The sequence below is a fragment of the Paraflavitalea sp. genome (assembly GCF_059502485.1).
In genome coordinates this window covers 1,074,609-1,097,157 of sequence record NZ_JCACET010000008.1, presented here as the reverse complement: position 1 = coordinate 1,097,157, position 22,549 = coordinate 1,074,609, and the positions used below count along the sequence as shown (strand labels likewise).

General features: G+C 46.2%; 19 protein-coding genes. 2 read left to right on the top strand and 17 right to left on the bottom strand.

The genetic code is table 11. From position 1 onward, the window contains the following. Positions 1-117: 117 nt before the first annotated feature. From AC5JBY_RS07310 to AC5JBY_RS07280, 7 genes are all read right to left on the bottom strand, one after another. Positions 118-1,743 (bottom strand): T9SS type A sorting domain-containing protein, encoded by a 1,626-nt coding sequence (locus AC5JBY_RS07310; RefSeq protein ID WP_495903909.1) that lies wholly within the window; start codon positions 1,741-1,743, stop codon positions 118-120. A 372-nt stretch (positions 1,744-2,115) separates the two neighbouring features. Next, positions 2,116-2,583: a DUF6265 family protein gene (locus tag AC5JBY_RS07305; RefSeq protein ID WP_495903908.1), complete on the bottom strand. Its 468-nt coding sequence runs from the start codon at positions 2,581-2,583 to the stop codon at positions 2,116-2,118. A 71-nt stretch (positions 2,584-2,654) separates the two neighbouring features. After that, positions 2,655-3,464 (bottom strand): DUF6597 domain-containing transcriptional factor, encoded by an 810-nt coding sequence (locus tag AC5JBY_RS07300; protein ID WP_495903907.1) that lies wholly within the window; start codon positions 3,462-3,464, stop codon positions 2,655-2,657. A gap of 81 nt (positions 3,465-3,545) precedes the next feature. Beyond that, positions 3,546-4,874, bottom strand: a complete 1,329-nt coding sequence (locus tag AC5JBY_RS07295; RefSeq protein WP_495903906.1) for an outer membrane beta-barrel protein — start codon at positions 4,872-4,874, stop codon at positions 3,546-3,548. 594 nt (positions 4,875-5,468) lie between these two features. Then, on the bottom strand, positions 5,469-6,416 hold the full coding sequence (locus tag AC5JBY_RS07290; RefSeq protein WP_495903905.1) for a hypothetical protein: 948 nt from the start codon (positions 6,414-6,416) through the stop codon (positions 5,469-5,471). After that, the gene (locus AC5JBY_RS07285) at positions 6,413-7,102 is read right to left on the bottom strand and encodes a hypothetical protein (RefSeq protein ID WP_495903904.1); all 690 of its coding nucleotides are present in this window, start codon (positions 7,100-7,102) and stop codon (positions 6,413-6,415) included. The genes AC5JBY_RS07290 and AC5JBY_RS07285 overlap by 4 nt, the downstream gene beginning before the upstream one ends. Positions 7,103-7,104: 2 nt before the next feature. Continuing rightward, positions 7,105-7,902 (bottom strand): hypothetical protein, encoded by a 798-nt coding sequence (locus AC5JBY_RS07280; RefSeq protein WP_495903903.1) that lies wholly within the window; start codon positions 7,900-7,902, stop codon positions 7,105-7,107. Positions 7,903-8,096: 194 nt separating this feature from the next. On the opposite strand from AC5JBY_RS07280, the gene AC5JBY_RS07275 reads away from it, so the two are divergent. Next, positions 8,097-8,846: a sensor histidine kinase gene (locus tag AC5JBY_RS07275; protein ID WP_495903902.1), complete on the top strand. Its 750-nt coding sequence runs from the start codon at positions 8,097-8,099 to the stop codon at positions 8,844-8,846. Between the two features lie 14 nt (positions 8,847-8,860). Here the strand turns inward: AC5JBY_RS07275 and AC5JBY_RS07270 are convergent, their stop codons facing one another. The 8 genes from AC5JBY_RS07270 to kdpF form a co-directional block, all read right to left on the bottom strand. Continuing rightward, a complete protein-coding gene (locus AC5JBY_RS07270; RefSeq protein WP_495903901.1) occupies positions 8,861-10,561 on the bottom strand; it encodes a sensor histidine kinase in 1,701 nt (566 codons plus the stop codon). Positions 10,562-10,569: 8 nt separating this feature from the next. After that, on the bottom strand, positions 10,570-11,691 hold the full coding sequence (locus tag AC5JBY_RS07265) for a sensor protein KdpD (protein WP_495903900.1): 1,122 nt from the start codon (positions 11,689-11,691) through the stop codon (positions 10,570-10,572). Further along, positions 11,684-12,268: a GNAT family N-acetyltransferase gene (locus AC5JBY_RS07260; RefSeq protein WP_495903899.1), complete on the bottom strand. Its 585-nt coding sequence runs from the start codon at positions 12,266-12,268 to the stop codon at positions 11,684-11,686. The genes AC5JBY_RS07265 and AC5JBY_RS07260 overlap by 8 nt, the downstream gene beginning before the upstream one ends. 17 nt (positions 12,269-12,285) lie before the next feature. Beyond that, entirely contained in the window at positions 12,286-12,645 is a 360-nt protein-coding gene (locus AC5JBY_RS07255) for a DUF7674 family protein (RefSeq protein WP_495903898.1), read from the bottom strand. 86 nt (positions 12,646-12,731) lie between these two features. Further along, positions 12,732-13,286: a K(+)-transporting ATPase subunit C gene (locus AC5JBY_RS07250; protein ID WP_495903897.1), complete on the bottom strand. Its 555-nt coding sequence runs from the start codon at positions 13,284-13,286 to the stop codon at positions 12,732-12,734. A 40-nt stretch (positions 13,287-13,326) separates the two neighbouring features. Continuing rightward, entirely contained in the window at positions 13,327-15,378 is a 2,052-nt protein-coding gene (gene kdpB, locus AC5JBY_RS07245; protein ID WP_495903896.1) for a potassium-transporting ATPase subunit KdpB, read from the bottom strand. Positions 15,379-15,415: 37 nt separating this feature from the next. Further along, positions 15,416-17,128, bottom strand: a complete 1,713-nt coding sequence (gene kdpA / locus AC5JBY_RS07240) for a potassium-transporting ATPase subunit KdpA (RefSeq protein WP_495903895.1) — start codon at positions 17,126-17,128, stop codon at positions 15,416-15,418. Positions 17,129-17,148: 20 nt separating this feature from the next. Further along, positions 17,149-17,226 carry a K(+)-transporting ATPase subunit F gene (kdpF, locus tag AC5JBY_RS07235; protein WP_495905586.1) on the bottom strand — a complete coding sequence of 26 codons (78 nt, stop codon included), beginning with the start codon at positions 17,224-17,226 and terminating at the stop codon, positions 17,149-17,151. Positions 17,227-17,691: 465 nt separating this feature from the next. Here kdpF and AC5JBY_RS07230 point away from each other — a divergent pair, with 465 nt between their 5' ends. After that, entirely contained in the window at positions 17,692-18,948 is a 1,257-nt protein-coding gene (locus tag AC5JBY_RS07230) for a dicarboxylate/amino acid:cation symporter (RefSeq protein ID WP_495903894.1), read from the top strand. On the opposite strand, the gene AC5JBY_RS07225 is transcribed toward AC5JBY_RS07230, so the two are convergent. Further along, the gene (locus AC5JBY_RS07225) at positions 18,945-20,312 is read right to left on the bottom strand and encodes a sigma-54-dependent transcriptional regulator (protein WP_495903893.1); all 1,368 of its coding nucleotides are present in this window, start codon (positions 20,310-20,312) and stop codon (positions 18,945-18,947) included. The two genes, AC5JBY_RS07230 and AC5JBY_RS07225, sit on opposite strands and share 4 nt — an antisense overlap. 124 nt (positions 20,313-20,436) lie before the next feature. Beyond that, a complete protein-coding gene (locus AC5JBY_RS07220; RefSeq protein WP_495903892.1) occupies positions 20,437-22,371 on the bottom strand; it encodes a T9SS type A sorting domain-containing protein in 1,935 nt (644 codons plus the stop codon). Positions 22,372-22,549 lie beyond the last annotated feature (178 nt).

The window sequence follows — 22,549 nt, the reverse complement described above, 5'->3', positions numbered from 1 at the left end:
CAGCACAACTGCCAGGGTTTGTTTTTATACCTGATTAGTTCTTCGGCTTAAAAGGAAAAGGGCCCCTCATGCAGGAAGGGCCCTATCTTGCTTACTATGCGCCGACCTTACACTGAGTTATTTCTGTATCAGTAATTTTTGTGACAGCCTTTGTTCACCGTCATTGATGATCACCGTGTACGCACCACCCTGAAGCGTATTGGCTTTTGAAAGCGGCACAACATTATCACCTGCACCAACACCCGTACGCTGAGTGATCAGCAACCTGCCGATATTGTCAAACACATTAATAGTGATATTCCGCTTCTTATCTGATACAATACTAATGTTTGCATTACCGCTGGATGGGTTAGGTGACACACTCATCGACATACCTACAATCTTTTGCGTAGTTATTGTCAGTATCCTGCTGTAAACAAAGCGCTCGTTGTTATCAACCTGTTTCAACCTGTAATACAGTTTGCTGGCAGCCTGCGTACCCAGGTTATCTGTGTAAGCATACAAAGCCTGCAATCCGCCCTTACCAGGTATAGTAGCCACAACAGTAAAGTTTAAACCATCCTTGCTTCTTTCCAGTACATATTCCCGGAAGTTGACCTCATTTTCCGATTCCCAATTGAGCACTATGCTGCCGTCTTGTCTCGCGGCTGTAAACCTTACCAGCGTAAGCGGCAACGTAGAATTGAAACTTCTCCAGGTCCGGTCGAGATCAGAAGGAAGTGTTCTTTGCAGGGGTCCCCGTGCCCCAAGTGTTCCGGTAGGATCTGCGGGAGGGTTAGTAGAAAAGAAAGGCGCACCGGGAGCCTGAGCCATCCCCTGACTGCGGGTATTAGGTCCTGTATTATCGAGATCGAAGGCATCATCGAGGCCATCGCCATCGACATCCGTACCAGTGGGTGTGTAATCAGCCACCCCATTCAAATTCGCATCATGTCCTTCTACAATATCTGGCCTTCCGTCATCATCGGCATCTGCATCAATATAATCAGGGAGTATATCCACAGCGCCCTGGAAGTTGACAGGAATCAGCCCCTGGTGAGTATAGAAAAAATTATTATCCTTATCATAAGCATCGTCTATCCCGTCGTTGTCGCCATCCGTCCCCAAAGGCAGCACATAACTATTGGTAAACTGAGCCTCTACATTATCGGTAATACCATCGCCATCCGAATCAATATCGCGAAAATCGGGTAAGGGATCAGTGTCATGATTCGGAGCAATGAACCCTATGGGCACATTCAGGTTCAATCCAATACTACTGATAGAAAGACCATCTATCTTTCCATTTGCATCGATATCATGAAACCCGGCTTCCAGCACATCAGGAATACCGTCTCCGTCAGTATCAAAATCATGAGTATTGATGATCCCGTCACGATCCATATCGTAGCGGTCATCGATGCCATCTCCATTCACATCCACCCATCCGGCCTCTGTATTGTCGCGGTAATTGGGAACGGTATTACCGTTATTATCACCCAACGGATTAAGTCCGGTAGGGCTTTCAAACAGATCGATAAGGCCATCATTGTCATCATCTACATCCACACCGTCCAGCACCCCGTCAAGATCAGTGTCATCGAGAAGGCCGGGAAACAATGCTGCCGGCGGCTGATATACGCGAACATTACCAGTATTTTTGGTGCGGTTATTGCCTGTAAAAGCCGTGATAACGATCAGACCATGCAATAAAAGCACGCATGTAAGAACATTTCTTCCGAGTGTAAAATTTCTGTTTGCCATAAGCACATATTTAGAGGTAAGCAATTGAGTACATCGTATCTCCTCAAGTGAAACAAATAAAATAACCATCTGACAGGATATCCTATCCGAACATTTAGTAAGATCTCAAGTGAAGTAAAGTATCCAGCTACAAAACAAAGCGTCTACAGGGCTGTAGAATCAAAAAAGGTATTCAACACAGGTCGGGCCAAAGATAGAACTATCACCTTTACTACAATGGGGATTCCTATCCATTATACGGATAAGATATCCGTATAATGGATAATGCGTCATCAGCAACAGTTTTTATGAGTATAAATACGCAAGAATAAACGCAAACAAAAAGACCAGCCTCATGAGGCTGGTCTTTTTGTTGATCATTTTCATGGCCGCCTATAAGCGTTCAAATAAATAGTCGAATGATTTGCCATCACCAGAGATGGTAGCTACCAGTTTATTGCCATTCAACTTATATACAATCTTCTTCGGAAAATCATGAGCAGCGTTTTCGCAGGTAAAACCATCATTGGCAATGGCGGTAAGTTCAAAGAAGACAGGCGCTTTATTTTGCGCCACATCAGCCACATACCATATCTTATTGTCTTTGATCACCAGTTCCAGCTTCTCTACAAAGGCGGTATCCTGCTCCTTCATCGTTACGCCAAATCCTTTCATGGCCTGGCTGCCCATCATTTCCCACCGTTCATGCGCCTTGCGACCTGCCTTCACATTCGTCCGGTTCCAGGTCCCTGCAAGCCAGGTGAGCTTATTAAAATTGTCGGTAGTTGCCTTTGTAATATCCTGCGCTTGCAGGCCTTCGGCCAACAGCGCCAGCAAAAGGGCGATAAGGGTATGCTTCATGCTCATATAATATTTTACTACGAAAGTAAATCCTCTCCTACACCTGGTATTGTACAAAGCCGACATGGGCATTAGGATTTCTTTTTCAGGAAAAAGTTGGCCATGTTCTTTTCATCAAAGCCATAACGGGAGGGATCTTCGCCCGTGAACGCCTTGAAATTCCGGATAAAATGCGATTGATCGTAATAACCGGATTCATAAGCGAGCCCGGCCCAACCCGGGTCTTCCTGCTGAATAAGCTGAAAGATGGTGCTGAACCGAACAACACGGGCAAAGAACTTGGGCGATAAACCAACATACTTTTTAAACAACCGCTCCAGCTGTCGTTCGCCCACACCAGTACGCTCCACCATATCCGTCACGGCAATCATGCCCTTGTGTGCAAAAATGAGGTCAACGGCCTGATCGGCAGGAGATACTTTATAATCAACAGCCAACAATAACTTCCGGAAGTAATCATTAAGCAAGTTCACATATTCGTCATGATCCTGTGTAAGGCGCAGGCTTTGCTCAAGGCTTTCCAGCCGTGTTCCCAGCACTACCGGCACATCCACCACCTTATCGGTGAGCGCATGCATTTCCAGGCCAAACAAATGCGTAAGAACAGTCGGCTTTAACTTGATGCCAATAATACCAGACTGCCCTGTATTCTCCAGGAAGAAATGCCGGCTGATCTGACCAGCCACAAGATGCATAGATTGTTGCTCCCAGGTATCTGTAAGACAAATACGGTAAGGGTCTTTATAATGAAAGATGATCTCGCAATAACCATCGGGAATGATCTTTTGCTGGTAAGGAGTCGGATCATCATTCTCTATGATCCAATAACAGTCGATGATCCTTTCCAGATCGGACGGGGGTGTAATTCTTTTAAAGATCACGCACGCAGGTTTTCACTAAAACTAATAAAAAAGGGGATGCAGAAGCATCCCCTTTGCTACAGGCACATATAATACTCATTCTTACAACCTGAAGCTGGCGGCCACCAAAACGCGGTTCTCGCTTTTCCTGAGGTCGGGACGCCAGGCGCCAGCAGGCGTATCGGCCCAGCCATCAGGGGAAGTGGTACCACCGGGACCGGCGAAATAAGGTACATTACTATGACGGTATCCATATTCGAAGCGCAATGTGAAATGGTCATTGGGCATGATATCGAATGTGGTCGTAAACTGTTGCAGGTTCAGCTTTTGTTTGGGATCAGCACCGATGGCATCGGTAAAGTCATTAGGTGCAACAGGAGAAGGCGCATAAGCCAGGTACACACCAGGATTGGTAAGCACATCCCCTCTCAGGGTAAGCGCCAGTTTATTCCTGTTGAACCATACGCGGTTAGAAACCGACGTGCCCATCATGTAGTTGTCTTTTGCCTTTATACCACCGCCAGTTTGAAAACCATAGTGGCTGTTGATACTGAAAGCAGCCTGGGAAATACCCTTGCTTTCTTTGTTCTTATAGTATCGCGCAACAACACTGTTGTCATGGTGAAAGCGCCTCACGCTGGAATTGTTTCGCGTATCCTGACCATTGAGGTAGAAATTAGCTACCAATTGCAGATTCTCCGTAGGACGGTAATAACTGGAAGAGCCGATACCGATACCTGAGTTCCAGCCATTGTAAGTTTGCCAGCCATTGAGCAGCCACAACTCCGTTTTAAACTTTTTAGAAGGAAACACCTGCGCGCGTAATCCCTGGAAATAGAAAGGCGTGAATTCGCACACCATGCTACGCTGATAAGACCAGTTCTCACCAAGTACATAGCTTTCCAGGCCAATATAACTCATGAAGATACCCATCTCTACATTGATGCCATACCACTTGTTGAAGTGATAACCAGCGGCCGCCTCACGAATGTATTTAAGGTTACCGATGCTGGAGTTCTTACCATGGTTGGCAGTACCATCCAGGTCCTGAACGATAGAGCCCATTTGGCCATATTGCAGCCAAAGACGGCCGATGATGTTCTTGTAATAACTTTCAATACCAACACTGGCCATGTTGATGGTAAACTCATTGCTACGGCCTATACTGGAAGAGATGGTATGTGTATTGTCCTTAGGCTTGTGGAAGTCGTAGTTGAAATAAGCATCTACATAAGCCACGCCGGTAAGGATGGTCTCACCCTTTTTATCTTTCAGTACCAACGGAAAATCCGATTGCCTGTTTTGTCCATTGATCCATCCGAGGTCCATGCCATCAAATGGTATTTTAGGAGCTGGGGCGGTGGTATCACTTTGAGCGTTCAGCACGGCGGTTGCACCTAAACACGCGGCTAATAATAAACTTTTCTTCATTGTGTGTTTTTTAAGAATGTTTGAAGTCTGATCTGGAGTTTAGTTCGACAATGCCTGCCTGAGCAGGTATTTTACTTTGTACATGTTCTGATAAGGGTCCCAGGCGCTCAGTTCGCTGTCGGAGCGAAACTGAGCATCGAGAGCATAATGAAAAGCAGGTACGGATGACCAGTTTTTCTTCAGATGTTGGATCGTGAGGGGGCATATTTCCCCGTTGGCTACTCCCCCTGTCCATTGCCGTTTGCAAAGGAACCGCTACCTAATAGGGCGGAGATAGCGATAGTGATAACTGTCCTTTTCATTTTTGTTTGTGATTTGGCCAGTGAGGAGTCAAAAGGGGTGCCCTAAAAAGCGTCAGTTGTACCAACGGGCTTGAAACCTTTACAGGACAATGTTTTAGAAGATGATACAGGAAAAGTGGAGCAATAGAAATATGATAGACACCCTTTCAAAATGAAAAGGTGCCTATTAAAATGAAAAAGATACCATCGATTATAAGACTATGAAGGCAATGTACCGAAATGAACAACGGCAGTAAATCAATGATTTACTGCCGTTGGAAAAGTAGATGATTGAACTAGAAAGTGAATAACATCACCGTTCGCTCAGATAATTTTCAATTTCTTCCTTACATGGATACACAATATTTGGATATACACTATCCTGCAGATACCGGTTACTGAGAATAAAATACTTCCGCTCTACTTTTTCTATGGGGTAACCATCGTTAGTATCAAATTCTATTTTCAAAATACCGGTAACCAAACTGGCCATCACACCATCATCGAGGTTTTCCCAGGTAATAAACTCAATCATACTAAGCAGGGGTACAAATCCCTCAGCGGGTATCTCGTTCCACTTGTTTAGATTCGTTGAACTGGCTATTCCTATGGAGGTAATTTGTTTCACAGGCACCTCGAAATGCCGGGGAGCATTAAACACCCTGATCTTATTGGTAAATTCTGCGATCTTAACCGGAGGTGCATTTATAGTATCTGGTTGTGGTCCAGATGGCTGCGCTACCTGCCACTCGGCCTTTGCTTCCAGTTGAAATAAACCGCTACCTGGAAATAAAAGAATCCGTCCAGTTGGAGCTACTACCGTCGCATTAATACTATTGGCCAGTGTATGCAATAGTTTAGCTCCTTTTTCTCCAGCTCCGGTAAAACAACTCAACAAATAAAGATTCTCAATCCTATTTGTACTTAACTGGCCAAAAATTGTTTCCCAAATTCCTTGATTATCCAGACTTATGCATTTATCACTACACTTCCCATTAAAAAAACGGCCTGTGCCTATACCTAAGACACCACTAATACCATGCCCTACAAGCACAAGAAATTTGGTCTTTTTCACAATTTCTGAAAGATTCTGCCCTGCGGTGTCTACTCGAGAATGGTGTTCTTCGTCACTGTATAAGTCAATCACCGTCATCAGATAACCTTTTTTCGGGCCTATGTTGTCTTTTGTAGTATCAACAGTCAGCCCACCTTTTACCTTTGTGAAATGAAAGCTCTTACCATAATTATTGGGATCGTTCATGATACACCATTTATATTATTAGAAATTGCTTTTCCATCTTCTCGTATCGTGCGATAAAGCTGGATAAATGCGCAGGTGATGAGGCTATAAAAAAGAACATTGGACAGTTGTAACATAATGAGTAGGCGATGGGCAGTTGCTCTATCCAAATTACTCAGGAAATTCAGCGTCCCGAGATAGGTAAAGTTGCAGGAAAAAAAGACGATCAATGCTGTAGCTATCCAGAACGCAAAACTATTGATCAGCTTTACCATTGGCTCCTGGGTAAATAGCTGGTAATACATCCAGGCCGACAATACGATCATGACAATGCTGCCTGCTACAGCAACATGACTATTCCAGGTATTAAACCCTGCAACAAAAAATACTAGTACGCCCCAAATAACTGGAAATAAGATCAGGTAGACCCGAATAATTCTTCTGATAGTTTTGTTGTGCAGTACATGCCAGAAATAAAACCCATAACCCCAGAATTCTACTAGCATTACCACGTTATATAAACCATTACGCTCTAACGAAAAGGGTATCGGCCAATAATTAGCCCATGCTTCCAATACAAGATCGCAACCCAGGATGACAATGAAGACCCTCAAGTACTTCGGATACTTTTTATCCAGCACGATTAGGCTGATCAGGAAGGCCGGTATAATTAAAGAAACGTAGAGATCTACAAGTATAGTCAGCATAGTTAAGGTAATGGAAGGTCCTTAGAATTACAAAAGGCAGGTGGGCAGGGATTGCCGGTATCAAAATCACCTGACACGGGACGTTCATCAAAACCATCTCTATCTTCAATATGAAAATCTTTTTCAACAGATCCCACCCTCTCCGTCAGTACAAATTGAAGCAACAACTTTGTTTTATGAGGAGAGTCGTCATTTTCATCATCCGGATCAACAGAACCGAAGTAAATTTTGATACCCGTAGCTTTCTGACAATCGATTTCCTTTATCAAGTCATCGATTTGCAGCTTTGTAAAATGTATCGCCTTTGTATCGTCGACGTTATCGATTGTTGTCGTCTTCAATATCACCAGCTTTTTGTGTTCATAATTGAAAACCCAATCACTGGCAACCACCGTTTCTAATTCACATTCATCAGGGTCAAAACTCTTACCAGGAGGAACAGAATAATACTTGCCAACGTCACGAGGTTCATCGTCCTCGTCGTTCTTTGTAGGCGAAAATATAAGCGTCAATTTACCGCCGTGACCTTTAGGAACAAAAGGCTTGCCCTCGCTACTATAATCCGCTATATATATTCTGAGACCATCTACTTTATCTGCTTCATCAGCATCAAAAAAACAAGACATCATCTTATCGAAATCAGTAGCCGAAAAAAATAAAAAGCGAGTATCCAGTTCTTTGCTGATTGCATTACATAACGGGATATATTTATTTATCATAAAATGCCCGATCCGGGAACGGGTAATAGCTTTCCCTACAAATATCGCAGGAACGGGTACATCAAAACATGGGTTTGGCATATATAATAGTTTGAGTTAAGAAATATTGGCGCTGTAATATTCGAGGAAGTACGTATGTTGAAAAACGTGAAAAACACCTTATATTCAATAAAGGAAACACCTTCCTTTACATAGCTTTTTTCATTGTACACTTATCTATATTTAATACAATGATTTCCAATCGCGAGGTTATCGTAATGCTTATTGGGGGAAGTATGATTATGCTATTGCTGGCTGTCATACTCATCCGAATTGTACTATTCTATCAAAAAAAGAAGTTCCGTCTCACCCAGCAATTGCTGGAGATCGACAAGCAACACGCGGAAGCCCTGATGCAGTCCAGGATTGAAATACAAGAGGAAACATTTAAAAATATCAGCCAGGAAATACATGACAATATTGGACAGGCATTAACCTTCGTAAAACTGAACCTGAATGGTATTTCCTCAGTACAGGAGGAACACGATAAAGAAAAATTGAACACATCTATTACCATGATCTCCAAATCAATAAGGGATCTAAGAGATGTAGCCAAGAGCATCAACTCCGATTATGTTTCTCAAATTGGCTTAAGCAAAGCCATCGGACACCAATTGAACATTCTCCAGAAATCCGGATCATTTGAGACACAATTTCAGGAATACGGTTCGATAATAAGTCTTAAGCCACAGGATGAACTGATCCTGTTCCGGGTAGTGCAGGAACTACTGAATAATATTGTCAAGCACGCAGAAGCAACTGTCATTAACTTACAGATCACCTATGAAGCAGAAGAGCTTAAGATACAGGTATCAGACAATGGTAAAGGATTTGATATGGAAACAGTTAATCAATCAAAAAAGCTGTCTTCCGGATTAGGACTGTCCAATATGCGCAATAGGGTATTACTTATTAAAGGACAGTTTATGGTCAATAGCATTCCGGCCGAAGGCACCACCATCACTATTTCTGTTCCTGCTGCCTGAGTGGCCTTCTTCTATTACCTGGCCTGTAGCAGATTGAAACCAAAAAGACTGCCTTCGCCGATACGGCTTTTCACCCAGATCGTCCCACCCTGGGCTTCTATAAATTCTTTGGAGATCGCAAGGCCAAGACCCGTACCATTGCGTTCATGTGTGCCCGGCACTTTGAAGTAGCGATCGAACAAACGCGGCAGGTATTTTTCATCGATACCTCTGCCATGATCCGTTACAGTAAAAATGATCTGCTGACCATCCTGCCGCACGGCGATATCGATATCGGAAGCATCGGGAGAATACTTAATGGCGTTGGTAAGCAGGTTGATCAATACCCAGGAAGTCTTTTCCATATCGGCCTGCACTGCGGGCAGTTGTGGCGACAGCTGAGGATGAAGCGTAATACTTTTCTGCTGTGCCTGAAACTGAACAGCCTGTATAGCCTGCTCTACAATAGCTTCCGGCCGTGACGGCTGAAGCTTCAATTGTATATTTCCCGTTTCTACCTGCGACATATTGAGCAGCTCGCTCGTAATATTCAGCAGCCGGTTGGCATCTTCGCGGATACTCTTTGTCAGCTCCTGCTGCTCGGCATTCAATTCGCCCACCCGGTTGTCGGTCAACAGCTGAGCGCTCATCTTGATAGAAGATATAGGCGTTTTCAGTTCATGCGAAACGGTGGCAATAAAATTGGTCTTGGCCTCATTCAACTCGTGGAAGATGGTAATGTTGCGCAACACGATCACCTGTCCCGCCAGCTGTCCATTGTTCATTACGTCCAGCACATCCTTGTTGAAATAACTCTCTTTGTTGTCGGCAAATATCTTCAGCTCCTTTTTAGGCGCTTCTTCCCGCAGGAGTGTACGCATCAGGTCGTTCCTGAGTGCAAGATCGGGCGCATACTTACCTATAATATCAGCCTCTTTAAGTCCAAGCAGCTTCTCGGCAACAGCATTGAGAAATAGAATATGATTCTTTTCATCCAGCCCTATAATACCATCACGCATCTGGTTGATGATCGTCTCGATACGTTTCTTTTCAAAAGTGAGTTTGGCAAGATTGCTGTTCTCATATTCATCGAGCTTGCCCGCCATGCTGTTGAATGCCTGCGCCAACTCTCCAAACTCATCGTCCTGTTTAAGGTAAATGCGTTTGCCATAGTTCTTATTGGCAATCTCCCTGATACCTTCGGCCAGCTTGGCAATGGGCTCGGCAATCACACCAGGGAAATTATAAATGAACGTGAGTACGATGAGGATCAACGTGGAGAATATGATAGTAAGCCAAAGCTGTGCGCTCTCGGCAGTCGCAGTGGCAATGGCGTTCTTCTTCAGGATAGCATCCTGGTTCAGGTCATTGATCATGCGGATCGACTCCCGCAATTGCTGGTAGTTGGAAGAGTCTGTTGGAGCAGCCAGCAATTCTTTAAAGTTCTTGCGCAGAGATTCCGTCAGCTCTTTTTCTCCCGACTCTGTTACGTTGATTTCCTGTTTATGCAGACTGGAATCGAATGCGGCAACAGCCGCAGGATCTTCCGGAATATCCTCCAGTGCCTTCAACATGTTGTTGGAATACACCAGCGACTCGTAATTATTCTTGAGAATGCGATTGGCATCACCGCTGAGGCGGTTAATATAATAGAGGCTGAGGATCCCAAAAGTGAGGATCACCAGGAAGAGAAATCCCAGGCCCAGCGACAACTTTGTTTTTAAACGAATACCCATGGTATAAGTTATGACAGGATAACAATATCGATATCTGCGGCAGACAGCTTGTTCAACAACTGGTTGAACACAGCTGTATTCATGATCACATTGAACAGGCTGAGGTGTGGTTTCCCAATACAAATGGTCGTTACCTTTTTCTGTTCAGCAGCCTCGATGATCCCCTTGGCAATATTACTATGTTTAATTTTAATCACCTCCCCGCCCAGCTCCGTCGCCAGCTTGAAGTTGTTGATCAGGTGGCGTTGCGCAGCAAGCCCGATCTTGTCACCATCTTCCCGGGGCGTTTGCACATACAGCAGGTACCATTTGGAATTGTAATAGCTCGACAGCCGGGCCGTTTTGCGTATTACCTTCCGCGCCACTTCATGGTTGCTGCTGATGCAGGCCAGGAAACGCTCCTGCCGTGCAGCATTCCTTGGCAGCTCATTCTCTATCTTGCGCTCCACCTGGCTGGCCACTTCCTTGAGTGCCAGCTCACGCAGCTGCAGGATCTTTTCCGATTGAAAGAAGTTGCGTAGCGCAGTCTCGATCTTCTCGGGCGTATATATTTTCCCTTCCTTCAGCCGGGTCACGAGTTCGTCGGCTGTCAGGTCGATGTTCACCACTTCATCAGCTTGCTTCAAAATACTATCCGGCACACGCTCTGCCACTTCGATACCGGTTATTTCTTTTACCTCCTCATTCAGGCTTTCAATGTGCTGTATATTGACAGCGCTGATCACGTTGATACCGGCATCAAGTATATCCATCACATCCTGCCAGCGCTTTTCATTCTTGCTGCCTTCTATATTGGTATGCGCCAGCTCATCCACCACCACTACTTCCGGGTGCAGGTTCAGAACGGCCTGCACATCGAGCTCTTCCAGCTCCTTCCCTTTATAAAAAAGCTTGCGGCGGGGAATCACGGGCAATCCATCCAGCAATGCATGCGTTTCTTTCCGGTTATGCGTTTCGATGTAACCTATCTTCACATCCACGCCGTTGCGCAGCAACGTATGCGCTTCCTGCAACATGCGATAAGTCTTCCCCACACCGGCACTCATGCCAATGTATATCTTGAACTTCCCGCGTCGTGACTGACGGATAAGCTCAATGAAGTGTTCTACATTTTTATCCCGATCAGGCATGATGATGTTGGATAGTATTCTCTAAGTTAATTTTTTTCCTTGCAGGGGTAAACAGCATGGCTGTACAAAGACAGTTCTTACATTGCTTCCCTTGCAGAATATCATAATTGACACAGCTCTTACAACCCTGCCAGAAACTTTCACCGACGGCTAACTGATCAAACGTCACAGGTTCAAATCCAAGATGGGTATTCATTTTCATGATCGCCATACTGGTCGTGATACTGAATACTTTTGCCTGGGGGTATTTTTCCCGGGAGAGCTGAAATATCTTTTCCTTGATGGCTTTAGCCACACCCTGCCTCCGGTACAAAGGATTTACGATCAACCCGGAGTTGGAAACAAATTCTCCGTTGGCCCACACGGCTATGTAGGAAAAACCTACCCATTCGCCAACTGCTGTCAGGGCTATCACGGCTTTCCTTTCCCGCATTTTAAGGGCTATAGATTCCGGTGAACGTTTGGAAATGCCGGTTCCCCGGGCTTTTGCAGAGCTTTCCATTTCATTGATTATCTGTTGAGCATATTGTTCGTCGTTACTGTCCGCATAGCGGACGATGATACTATCAGGTTCCATGATTTTGTTTTTATACGTTAGCAACCGCTTCCCATTACCTGCTTTACATATACGGTATACAGGGAAGCAGGGATAATGGATTGTAGTATGAGTTTCTGGATACGATCTTTAGGCATAAAGGAAGTAATAGAGAAAACGAAAACGTTCTCAATCACATTCTTTACGATGGCGTCACCATCACGGTACAGCCCCTCTGCCACATGAAAACATTTTTGAGCAAGGTTGAAGTTGTGGTCTTCCACCGCCTGCTTTGTATAATCGGAAAAACACTGTACGGATTTATATACATCCATGGCAAATCTTGAAGGGTAGTTATCGCCTGTTAATCTTGGAAGCTCTTCTTTCAAGAGAGAGGGTACTTCGTATTGAGTAATCATGACTGATGGATTTGGGAAAAAGCCTTTCCAAAAAGGAAAGGGCTTTTTCATTTTGAAAGGAGTAAGTAAGCACACGCAAAAATTACTTATTGGAGTTTGTCCAATGCCACATTGAGCTTAAGCACATTCACCTTAGCAGGTCCCAGGAGCGGCTTTTGGATATGTTGCTCTACCAGGGCTGTGAGTTTCAACTCATCCAGCTTGCGGATAGCTGCAATCCTTTTTACCTGGATCCTGGCAGCAGCGGGCGAAAGGTCCGGATCGAGGCCACTACCCGAAGCAGTGACCAGCTCGGCAGGAATTTCTTCTTTCTTCACTCCGGGATTATGCACCAGGAAACTGTCGATCCTTTCCTGCACTACCACCAGGTAATCAGGATTGGAAGGACCTTTATTGGAACCGGCAGAACCTGCAGCGTTATAATCTACCGCAGAAGGACGGCCCTGGAAATATTTATCGTCTGTGAACTTCTGACCAATGAGCGCATAGCCCACTACTTTGCCATTCACTACAACCGTTTCACCTTTTCCTGCACCGGGCGCTGCTTTACCAACAGCGGCTATGAGGGAAGGGTATACCAATGCCAGCAACACGATCATTACAACAGTGAGCTTCAAGGCAGGTAATATATACTTTTTCATTGCTTATTATTTATGATTGATTACTCGTTTTGCTGTCAGGTTACATAAACAGCCCCAACAACATATCGATCAGTTTGATACCTATGAACGGAACGATGATACCACCGAGGCCATAGATGAACAGATTCCTTCTCAGCAAGGCGCTCGCACCAATAGGTTTGTACGCCACACCCCGCAATGCCAGCGGTATCAGGATCGGGATAATGAGTGCATTGAATATGATGGCGGAGAGGATGGCGCTCTCAGGGCTTTTCAGGTGCATGATGTTCAGCGCCTGCAAAGCAGGAATAGAAGTGATAAACAGCGCCGGCACAATAGCGAAGTATTTGGCCACGTCATTAGCAATAGAGAACGTGGTGAGCGTACCACGCGTCATCAGCAATTGCTTGCCGATCTCCACGATCTCGATGAGCTTGGTAGGATCATTGTCGAGATCCACCATGTTACCGGCTTCTTTGGCTGCCTGCGTACCACTGTTCATAGCCACGCCTACATCAGCCTGTGCCAGTGCGGGCGCATCGTTCGTACCATCGCCCATCATGGCTACCAGTTTACCACTTTGCTGTTCTTTCTTGATGTAGTTCATCTTATCCTCGGGTTTAGCCTCGGCAATAAAATCATCTACACCCGCTTTTTCAGCGATGTATTTTGCAGTGAGCGGATTATCACCGGTCACCATCACGGTCTTAACACCCATTTTACGCAGGCGCTCAAAACGTTCCTGGATAGCAGGCTTGATGATATCCTGCAATTCGATCACACCCAGCACCGACTCATTGCGACTTACCACGAGCGGTGTGCCACCAAGCTTTGCGATCTGTTGTACTTTTTCTTCGGTCTCGATGGGATAACCATTGCCGGCCTTCTTGACAAGCGTCTTGATTGCATCGGAGGCGCCTTTACGGATTTTGGTGCCATCACTCAGGTCTACACCACTGCTGCGCGTTTCGGCGCTAAAGGGAATAAACTTAATTCCGTTGGCAGATGGCGTATGCTTCACTCCTTTGTTGGTAGCCAGCTCGATGATGGATTTACCTTCAGGTGTTTCATCAGCCAGCGAAGCAAGGATACAAGCTTCAATGAAGTCGTTTTCTTTTACGTTGCCGGAAGGCCAGAACCGGGTAGCCTTACGATTACCAATGGTAATGGTACCCGTTTTGTCGAGCAACAAAGTATCGAGGTCACCGGCAGTTTCTACTGCCTTACCACTCTTGGTGATCACATTGGCGCGCAGCGCCCTGTCCATACCTGCGATACCGATGGCAGAAAGTAACCCACCGATCGTAGTAGGAATAAGACACACAAACAAAGAGATGAATGCAGCGATGGTAATAGACGTATTGGCGTAATCGGCAAAAGGCTTCAGCGTTACACACACGATAATAAAGATGAGCGTGAAGCTGGCCAGTAAGATAGTCAATGCTATCTCATTCGGAGTCTTCTGACGCGAAGCGCCTTCCACCAACGCAATCATTTTATCGAGAAAGCTTTCGCCTGGCTCGGTAGTCACTTGTACCACAATCCTGTCGGACAATACCTTGGTACCACCGGTAACAGATGATTTATCACCGCCCGCTTCCCTGATCACCGGAGCAGATTCACCGGTAATGGCTGATTCATCGATAGTAGCCAACCCTTCAATGATCTCTCCATCCATGGGGATCACATCACCCGCCTCGCACACAAACCGGTCGCCTTTGCGCAGTTGCGAAGAAGGCACCACTTTCACTTCATTGGTATAGATCTCTCCTACCGGAAATATCTTTTTGGCAGGCGTATCTTCTCTTGTCTTGCGCAAACTATCGGCTTGCGCTTTACCCCGTGCTTCGGCAATGGCTTCAGCAAAGTTGCCGAACAGTACCGTGATGAAGAGTATGGCAGTGATGATGGCGTTGTAGGCCAGGCTGCCCTGTGATGCTTCACCCGCGGCGATCCAGATACAAACACCCAACATGATGAAGGTGCCGAGCTCCACGGTAAACATGACCGGGTTGCGGAACATGCTTTTGGGATTCAGTTTTACAAAAGACTGTTTCAGGGCGCTCAGCACCATGGCCCGGGGAAACAGTGTATTGCTATTATTACTTTTCATTGTGTTCAATTTTAATGGTGAGTGTCAACTCACTCTCTTACATACTGAAATACTCTGCAATAGGTCCCAGTGTTAAAGCAGGGAAGAAGGATAAGGCGTTAATGATTATAATAACTGCGAATGTCATCATCCCGAACGTAACGGAATCAGTACGGAGTGTTCCGGGCGATTCAGGAATAAACTTTTTATTAGCCAGTAATCCAACGATCGCTATCGGACCTATGATCGGTATAAACCTTGCCAGAATAAGTACGATACCGGTAGACACGTTCCAGAAAATATTGTTATCGCCTAGCCCCTCAAAGCCACTACCATTGTTGGCGTTGGCAGAAGTGAACTCGTACAACATTTCCGAGAAGCCATGATAACCAGAATTGTTCAGCCAGTTGGCCGGCTTCACTGCCCACGCAGCTTCCGGATGATGCGCCACGAAGTAAGCTGCGAGTGCAACGCCCGCTTTCAGCAGGAACGCTGAGAAAAGCGTCACGATGGCCGCGATCTTCACTTCACGCGCTTCTACTTTATGCCCCATGAACTCTGGCGTACGGCCCACCATAAGGCCGGCGATAAATACTGCGATGATCACATAGATGAGGTAGTTCAGGATACCTACACCACAGCCGCCATAAAAAGCGTTAATCATCATGCCCAGCATTTGCATCATGCCCGATAAAGGCATTGAGCTATCGTGCATGGAGTTCACAGAACCGGTAGATATGATGGTGGTAACAATACTCCAGAAACCGGAGGACGCAGGTCCAAACCTTACTTCCTTGCCTTCCATAGCACCGGTGGGCTGCGCCACACCTAACTTAGCGATGGCCGGGCTGCCATTTATTTCCCAGTTGATCGTTGGGATCAGCAAACAAAGCATACCGATCGTCATCACACCAAATATTACATAAGCAAACTTCTTTCGGTTGATGTAGAAGCCGAGCGCAAAGATCATGGCAATAGGAATGATCATCTGCGCAACCAGTTCTACCATGTTGGTGAAGTAGTTGGGATTCTCGAGCGGGTGGGCCGAGTTGGCGCCAAACCAGCCGCCACCATTGGTACCGATGTGCTTGATAGCGATCATACCGGCAGCAGGTCCGCGAGACACTTGTACTGTATCACCCTGCAGGGTAGTAATGGTATCTTTACCATCGAAGCTGGAAGGCGTTCCATTGAACACCAGCAACAGGGCCACTACAATACTCAGCGGTAATAAAACGCGGGTAACTGTCTTCGTAAAGATGCTCCAGAAGTTACCAAGATTATTGGTTGTCTTTTCTTTCAGGCCATTCAACACACCTACAAGCGCTGCGATACCGGTGGCAGCACTTACAAACATCAGGAAGTTGACCACAAACAACTGCGTCAGGTACGTAAGTCCCGATTCACCGGAATAGTGTTGCAGGTCACAGTTCACCAGGAAACTGATGGCCGTGTTGAAAGCGAGGTCAGGCGTTTGTCCGGGGTTGCCATCCGGGTTGAGTGGCAGTTTATCCTGGAACAGGAGCAGGAAGAAAGCATATACAAACCACAGCATGTTGATGGTAAGCATGGCTTTCAGGAACTCTTTCCAGTTCATCTTTTTAGTGGGATCGATACCACTGATGCGGAAAATAAACCGCTCTACGGGGTTCATAAAATCGGTGATCGTCCTGTCGCCCCGGAACACCCGGGCGATGTACCGGCCCAGCGGGAACGCCAGCAGCACGGTAATCAGGAACGTTACGACCACACCGGTTAATTCTGTATTCATTTGTCCAACGTGTTTAGGAATTAAAATTTTTCGGGTTTCAGCAGCACGTATATCAGGTAGATAAATACCAGGATGGATACGGCGAAGAGTAGATTCATCATATAATTTGTGTTTACACTTTTTCAAAGAAGTCTACGCACTTGAAGAAAAGTGCGAAACTGATGATCCCGGCTATTAATAAAATAACTGTCAGCATATCTTATCTTTTTATTGAATGAGTGATGAGATGAGCAGTGCTACCAGCACCGCTACATAAATGGTTGGAACTACGATGTGTAGTTTGAACCGTTGATCGAAGGGCTTTTTATATGTTTTCATTTTACCTTTTTGCCTATAGGATTGGCAAAGGGTATACCGTTGGCGGCCACCACCACTGCAGGGAGGTTGTAATACACTGTTGTAAAGGGTTTTAAAAGATTTTACGGGTTTAAGCCGGCGCGGGAAGGCAGTCTAAAACCCTTCCATTTTGGAAAGGCAGGCTTTCAAAATGAAAATGTCTGAACCGGGATTGGTTGGATTTGAAGGATTAGCGGAAATAGGGATTATTTCCATATCTTGACCGCATGATCCCAAAGCGTAAGAAGTTCTACCAGACTCTTTATTTCCAGGTAATTGTAGCGATCGTAGCCGGTATTTTACTGGGTCATTTCTATCCTTCCTTTGCGGTGCAGCTAAAGCCCTTGGGCGATGGGTTCATCCGGCTGGTTAAAATGCTTATAGGACCAGTGATCTTCTGTACCATTGTGAGCGGCATGGCCGGCATGGACGATATGAAGAAAGCAGGTACCGTAGGCGTTAAGGCACTTGTATATTTCGAAGTATTAACCACCATTGCCCTGCTGATCGGGCTGGCAGCCATCAACATCCTTCGTCCCGGAGAAGGCATGAACGTAGACGTTTCCAAACTTGACCCCAACGCACTGAAAGACGTAGCAGCTGCCCCCAAAGCACAAACCACCGTCGAGTTCCTGCTGAACATCATACCACACACCATTATCGATGCCTTTGCCAAAGGCGACCTGTTGCAGATATTACTGTTCTCTGTATTGTTTGGAACCGCCGCCTTAAAGATCGGCAGCCGTGCACAACCGGTAATGGTTTTTGTAAAAGGGTTTTCTGATATCCTGTTTGGTATAATTCACATCATCATGCGGGTAGCTCCACTGGGTGCATTAGGCGCCATGGCCTTCACGATCGGCAAATACGGCGCAGGCAGCCTGCAATCGCTGGCCAAGCTAATGGGCACCTTTTACCTTACCTGCATCATATTTATCGTCATCGTACTGGGCGCGGTGTTGTATTCCATACGCCTGAACATTTTTAAACTGCTGGCTTATTTAAAAGAAGAATTGCTGATCGTACTGGGCACCTCTTCCAGCGAATCGGCCCTGCCCAGCCTGATCGAGAAACTGGAGAAAGCAGGCTGCTCCAAACCGGTAGTAGGTCTGGTCGTGCCAACTGGTTATTCCTTCAACCTCGATGGCACTTCTATTTACCTCACCATGGCAGCTATCTTTATTGCGCAGGCCACCAATACACCGATGAACTTCTCGCAGCAACTTACCCTGCTGGTAGTGTTGATGGTTACCTCCAAAGGAGCAGCCGGCGTAACCGGCAGCGGCTTCATTACACTGGCAGCAACCCTGCCGGCAGCTGGCAATATCCCCGTAGCAGGCCTCGCCTTGATTCTGGGCATCGACCGGTTTATGAGTGAAGCCAGGGCCCTTACCAACATCATTGGCAATGCAGTAGCCACCTTATTTGTGTCCAAATGGGAGAAGGAACTGGATATGGAGAAAGCGAAAGAGGTGCTTGGTTAAGATTCACGACCGAGACCATACTCCTCGATCTTCCTGTATAAAGTAGTGAGCCCGATATCGAGCAGGCGGGCAGTCTCTGTTTTGTTTCCTTTGGTATGATTGAGCACCCGTTGAATGTGCAGCTTTTCCATACTGGCCAGGGAAAATGCAGAAAGCGTGTGATGGCCATTGCCACCAACCGCACTATCAGCTTGCTGTTGCAACTCCACCGGCAGGTTATTCACGGTCAGCAATGGACCATCGGCCAGTATCACCGCCCGCTCCATGATATTCTTTAATTCCCGGATATTGCCTTTCCAGTCATGACGTTGCAGATGCTCCAGGAAACCGGCATCCATGCCTTCAATGCGTTGGTTGGCTTTCTTTGCAAACAGTTGCAGGTAATACTCAGCCATCACAGGAATATCTTTCTTACGGTCGCGCAGCGCCGGCAAGGGAATCACAAATACATTGAGGCGGTAAAAAAGGTCTTCCCGGAACCTGCCCGCCGCTACTTCCTGTTGCAGGTGACGGTTGGTAGCAGCGATGATCCGTACATTTACCCGGGTGGGTTTGGTGTCACCCACTTTGATAAACTCACTGGTTTCCAGCACCCGCAATAATTTACTTTGCAGGTCTATATGCATCTCCCCGATCTCATCGAGAAAGAGCGTACCGTTATTCGCTTCTTCGATCAATCCTTTTTTATCTTTCACCGCACTGGTAAAAGCTCCGGCACGGTAGCCAAACAGTTCGCTTTCCAACAGCTCTTTACTGAAGGCGCTGCAGTTTAATGCAATGAATGGTTTACCGGTACGCTTGCTCCCCGCATGAATGGCCTGTGCAAACACTTCTTTGCCTGTACCCGTTTCGCCCAGCAATAATACCGTGGCATCCGATGGCGCCACTTTCCGCGCCAGGTCGATCGCTTCCCTGATCAGGGGAGCACTGCCGAGAATATTTTCAAAGCTGTATTTCTTTCCTACCTGCTGCTCCAGTTGCTCGATCCGTTTTTGCAGCTGCACTTTTTCCATAGCCCTCATGAGCAGCGGAATGATCTTGTCGTTATCATCGCCCTTGGTAATGTAATCGAAAGCACCATTCTTCATAGCCTGTATGCCATCAGGAATATTGCCATAAGCCGTCAGCAGGATGATCTCGACAGCAGGACGCTTCGTCTTCACTTCTTTTACAAAGTCGACACCACTTCCATCCGGCAACTTTACGTCGCACAGCACTACGTCGATGGGCTCTCTTTCCAGCAGCTTCGTGCCGGCTTTCAGGTCCGATGCTTCATGGATCGTAAATCCTTCCAGGGTAATGATGCGCTTGAGGAGACCGCGTAGTTTTTCTTCGTCGTCTATAAGAAGTATGGTGCCGGGCATAACATGCTTTGTGGGGGCAAAGCTACAGAGAGTACACGAATTAATACGAATTACCCAAAAACGCGCAGAACCTCCGGTTAGGGAGGCTCTGCTGGGAATTATAAATAGTCAGTAGTGAGTAAGCTTACCGTGCAATGATGAACTTCTTCATCTCTTCCGACTTTTCGGTAGTGAAGCGGCAATAGTATATACCACTCACCAGTTGCTGCACCGGCAACGATACCACGTGTGTGCCACCCGTAAAGGAACGATCGGCAATGGCCGTAGCTACTTGCCTGCCCTCTGCATTAAAGATGGCCACTTTTACTTTGGCGCTGTTTTTCAAGGTAAATGTTATAGACGCATTCGCCGATGCCGGATTCGGATAGATGTTTACCGAGAAATGTTCATCAGGCTTCGGCACTGTTGGTTTATCTGTAACGGGCAATACACTAAACTCTTCGGCTATCAACACCGGTGTACTGCTGATCTGAAAACTATTAGAATTAATAACCGATGTTACATTGGTCGATCCCCAATGCCAGCTTCTCAGGTTGAGCTGCGGTGGCATGTTCATGGCAGCAGGAAAACCATAGGTAGCTGTTGCCGTTTCGACCAGGTCTGTCGTGGTTTTGGCCCACAGCACATAGATATGCTGCCCACGGCCATCTAAGAAAGCGCCCCCCTCGATGGTAGCAGGCAGGTTGAGCCTGGCTGTTTGTGCAGCATCATAACGTGAACCCAACAACAGGTCCGACATGGTTTTGAATGCAGTGCCTGCATTTTTGTATCGTTGGTTGTATCCCGTACCTCCATCTATTGGTCCCTTGCCGGGCAGTTCTTCATAAAGCCCCATCAGGTCAAACTCACTGGTGGCCGTTGCCGGGGTTTTACTATCACCCAGCACAAAGTAATAAGTCTGCAGAATATCATGCTTTTGACTCATCACCAGTGATTTCATGACGTAGTTGGTCTGCGCCTCGTCGGAGCCGATCATATTGCTGAAAGATTTGGAAGCGATATTGGTCTCTGTACAGATGAAAAGCTTCTTTGGTTTTTGCACACCATCATATCCATACAGGTGCAGGATACTGTCGAAATCATTTTTCAGCCCAACAAACTTCTCCGCCGCTCTATCGGAATGACGCTCATGCACAAATCCACCGGCCGCATTACTCCAGTAGGCCAATGCATATTGGGGATAGCTATGAAAACTGAGCACATCGAAATAAGCAGAACCAGGTTTTGGATATTGCGGCGTCACACTGCCATCCACCGGATTATCAGTATAGCGACATAATACATCGGCAAAACTAATATATCCTAATCCACCGGGCGCCACATAAGCAGTGGGGTCCAGCGTTTTGATAATATCATAGGCAATACGCAACCAGCGTATATAATGGAACACCGGGGCTTTTAAGTTATGAAGCGCACAGGGAGCAGGAGCATTTTCCCACCAGTTACCTGGCTGACCACGCGTGAGCCACGCCGTATTCGTCCAATCGAAATCAGGTTCGTTGACTATTTCCCAGAATTTAGTAAAGTCCTTATACCTCGATACGATCTCATATACATACTTCGCGCAATAGTTGGTATCGTTATACGGCGTGCCGTTAAGCCCTCCATCCCAAATAGGCGTGTACATATTTTTAAACAGGATGGAGTGTTCACCACACTCGTTGTTTGTAGACGCTGTGCCATCATTTCTATAAAATGCAGGATCCATCTCCCGGTCTACTGGTGAGTTAAGGATCACTGTATAATCCCGCACACCTAATGAACGGTAGTGGGCAAATTCAACAGTACGGACATTGTAGCCGTAAAAGTCTACAAAAGAACCGGGTAACGGAGGCCTGAAAGTTTTACTTCCTACGCCTTTTACATTTTTCGAAGGATTACCTGCGGCAATATCCGCAATGCTCATATCATCCCAGGTAGGATACCAACCGCCATTGGTACCATAATAGAAGAGTCCATTGTAGGGTGGAACAATATCATCTGCAGTAAAGGTTACCTGGGCTAACAGGGTTGTACTGCTACATAACCATGCAGCTACGCACACAATCAGGTTTCTCATAAGAACACAATATCTTGATTAATGAATGATCGCAGGGATTATGAGGAGAATAGGCTACAATTACTCTGCCAAAATGCCAATGAAAATCATCAGCAGTTAAAATTGAGTGAAAATACTTAGTAGATCAAACACACGTGGGGCCTGCATTTCATTAAATGCATGAGCTGATATGGGCATG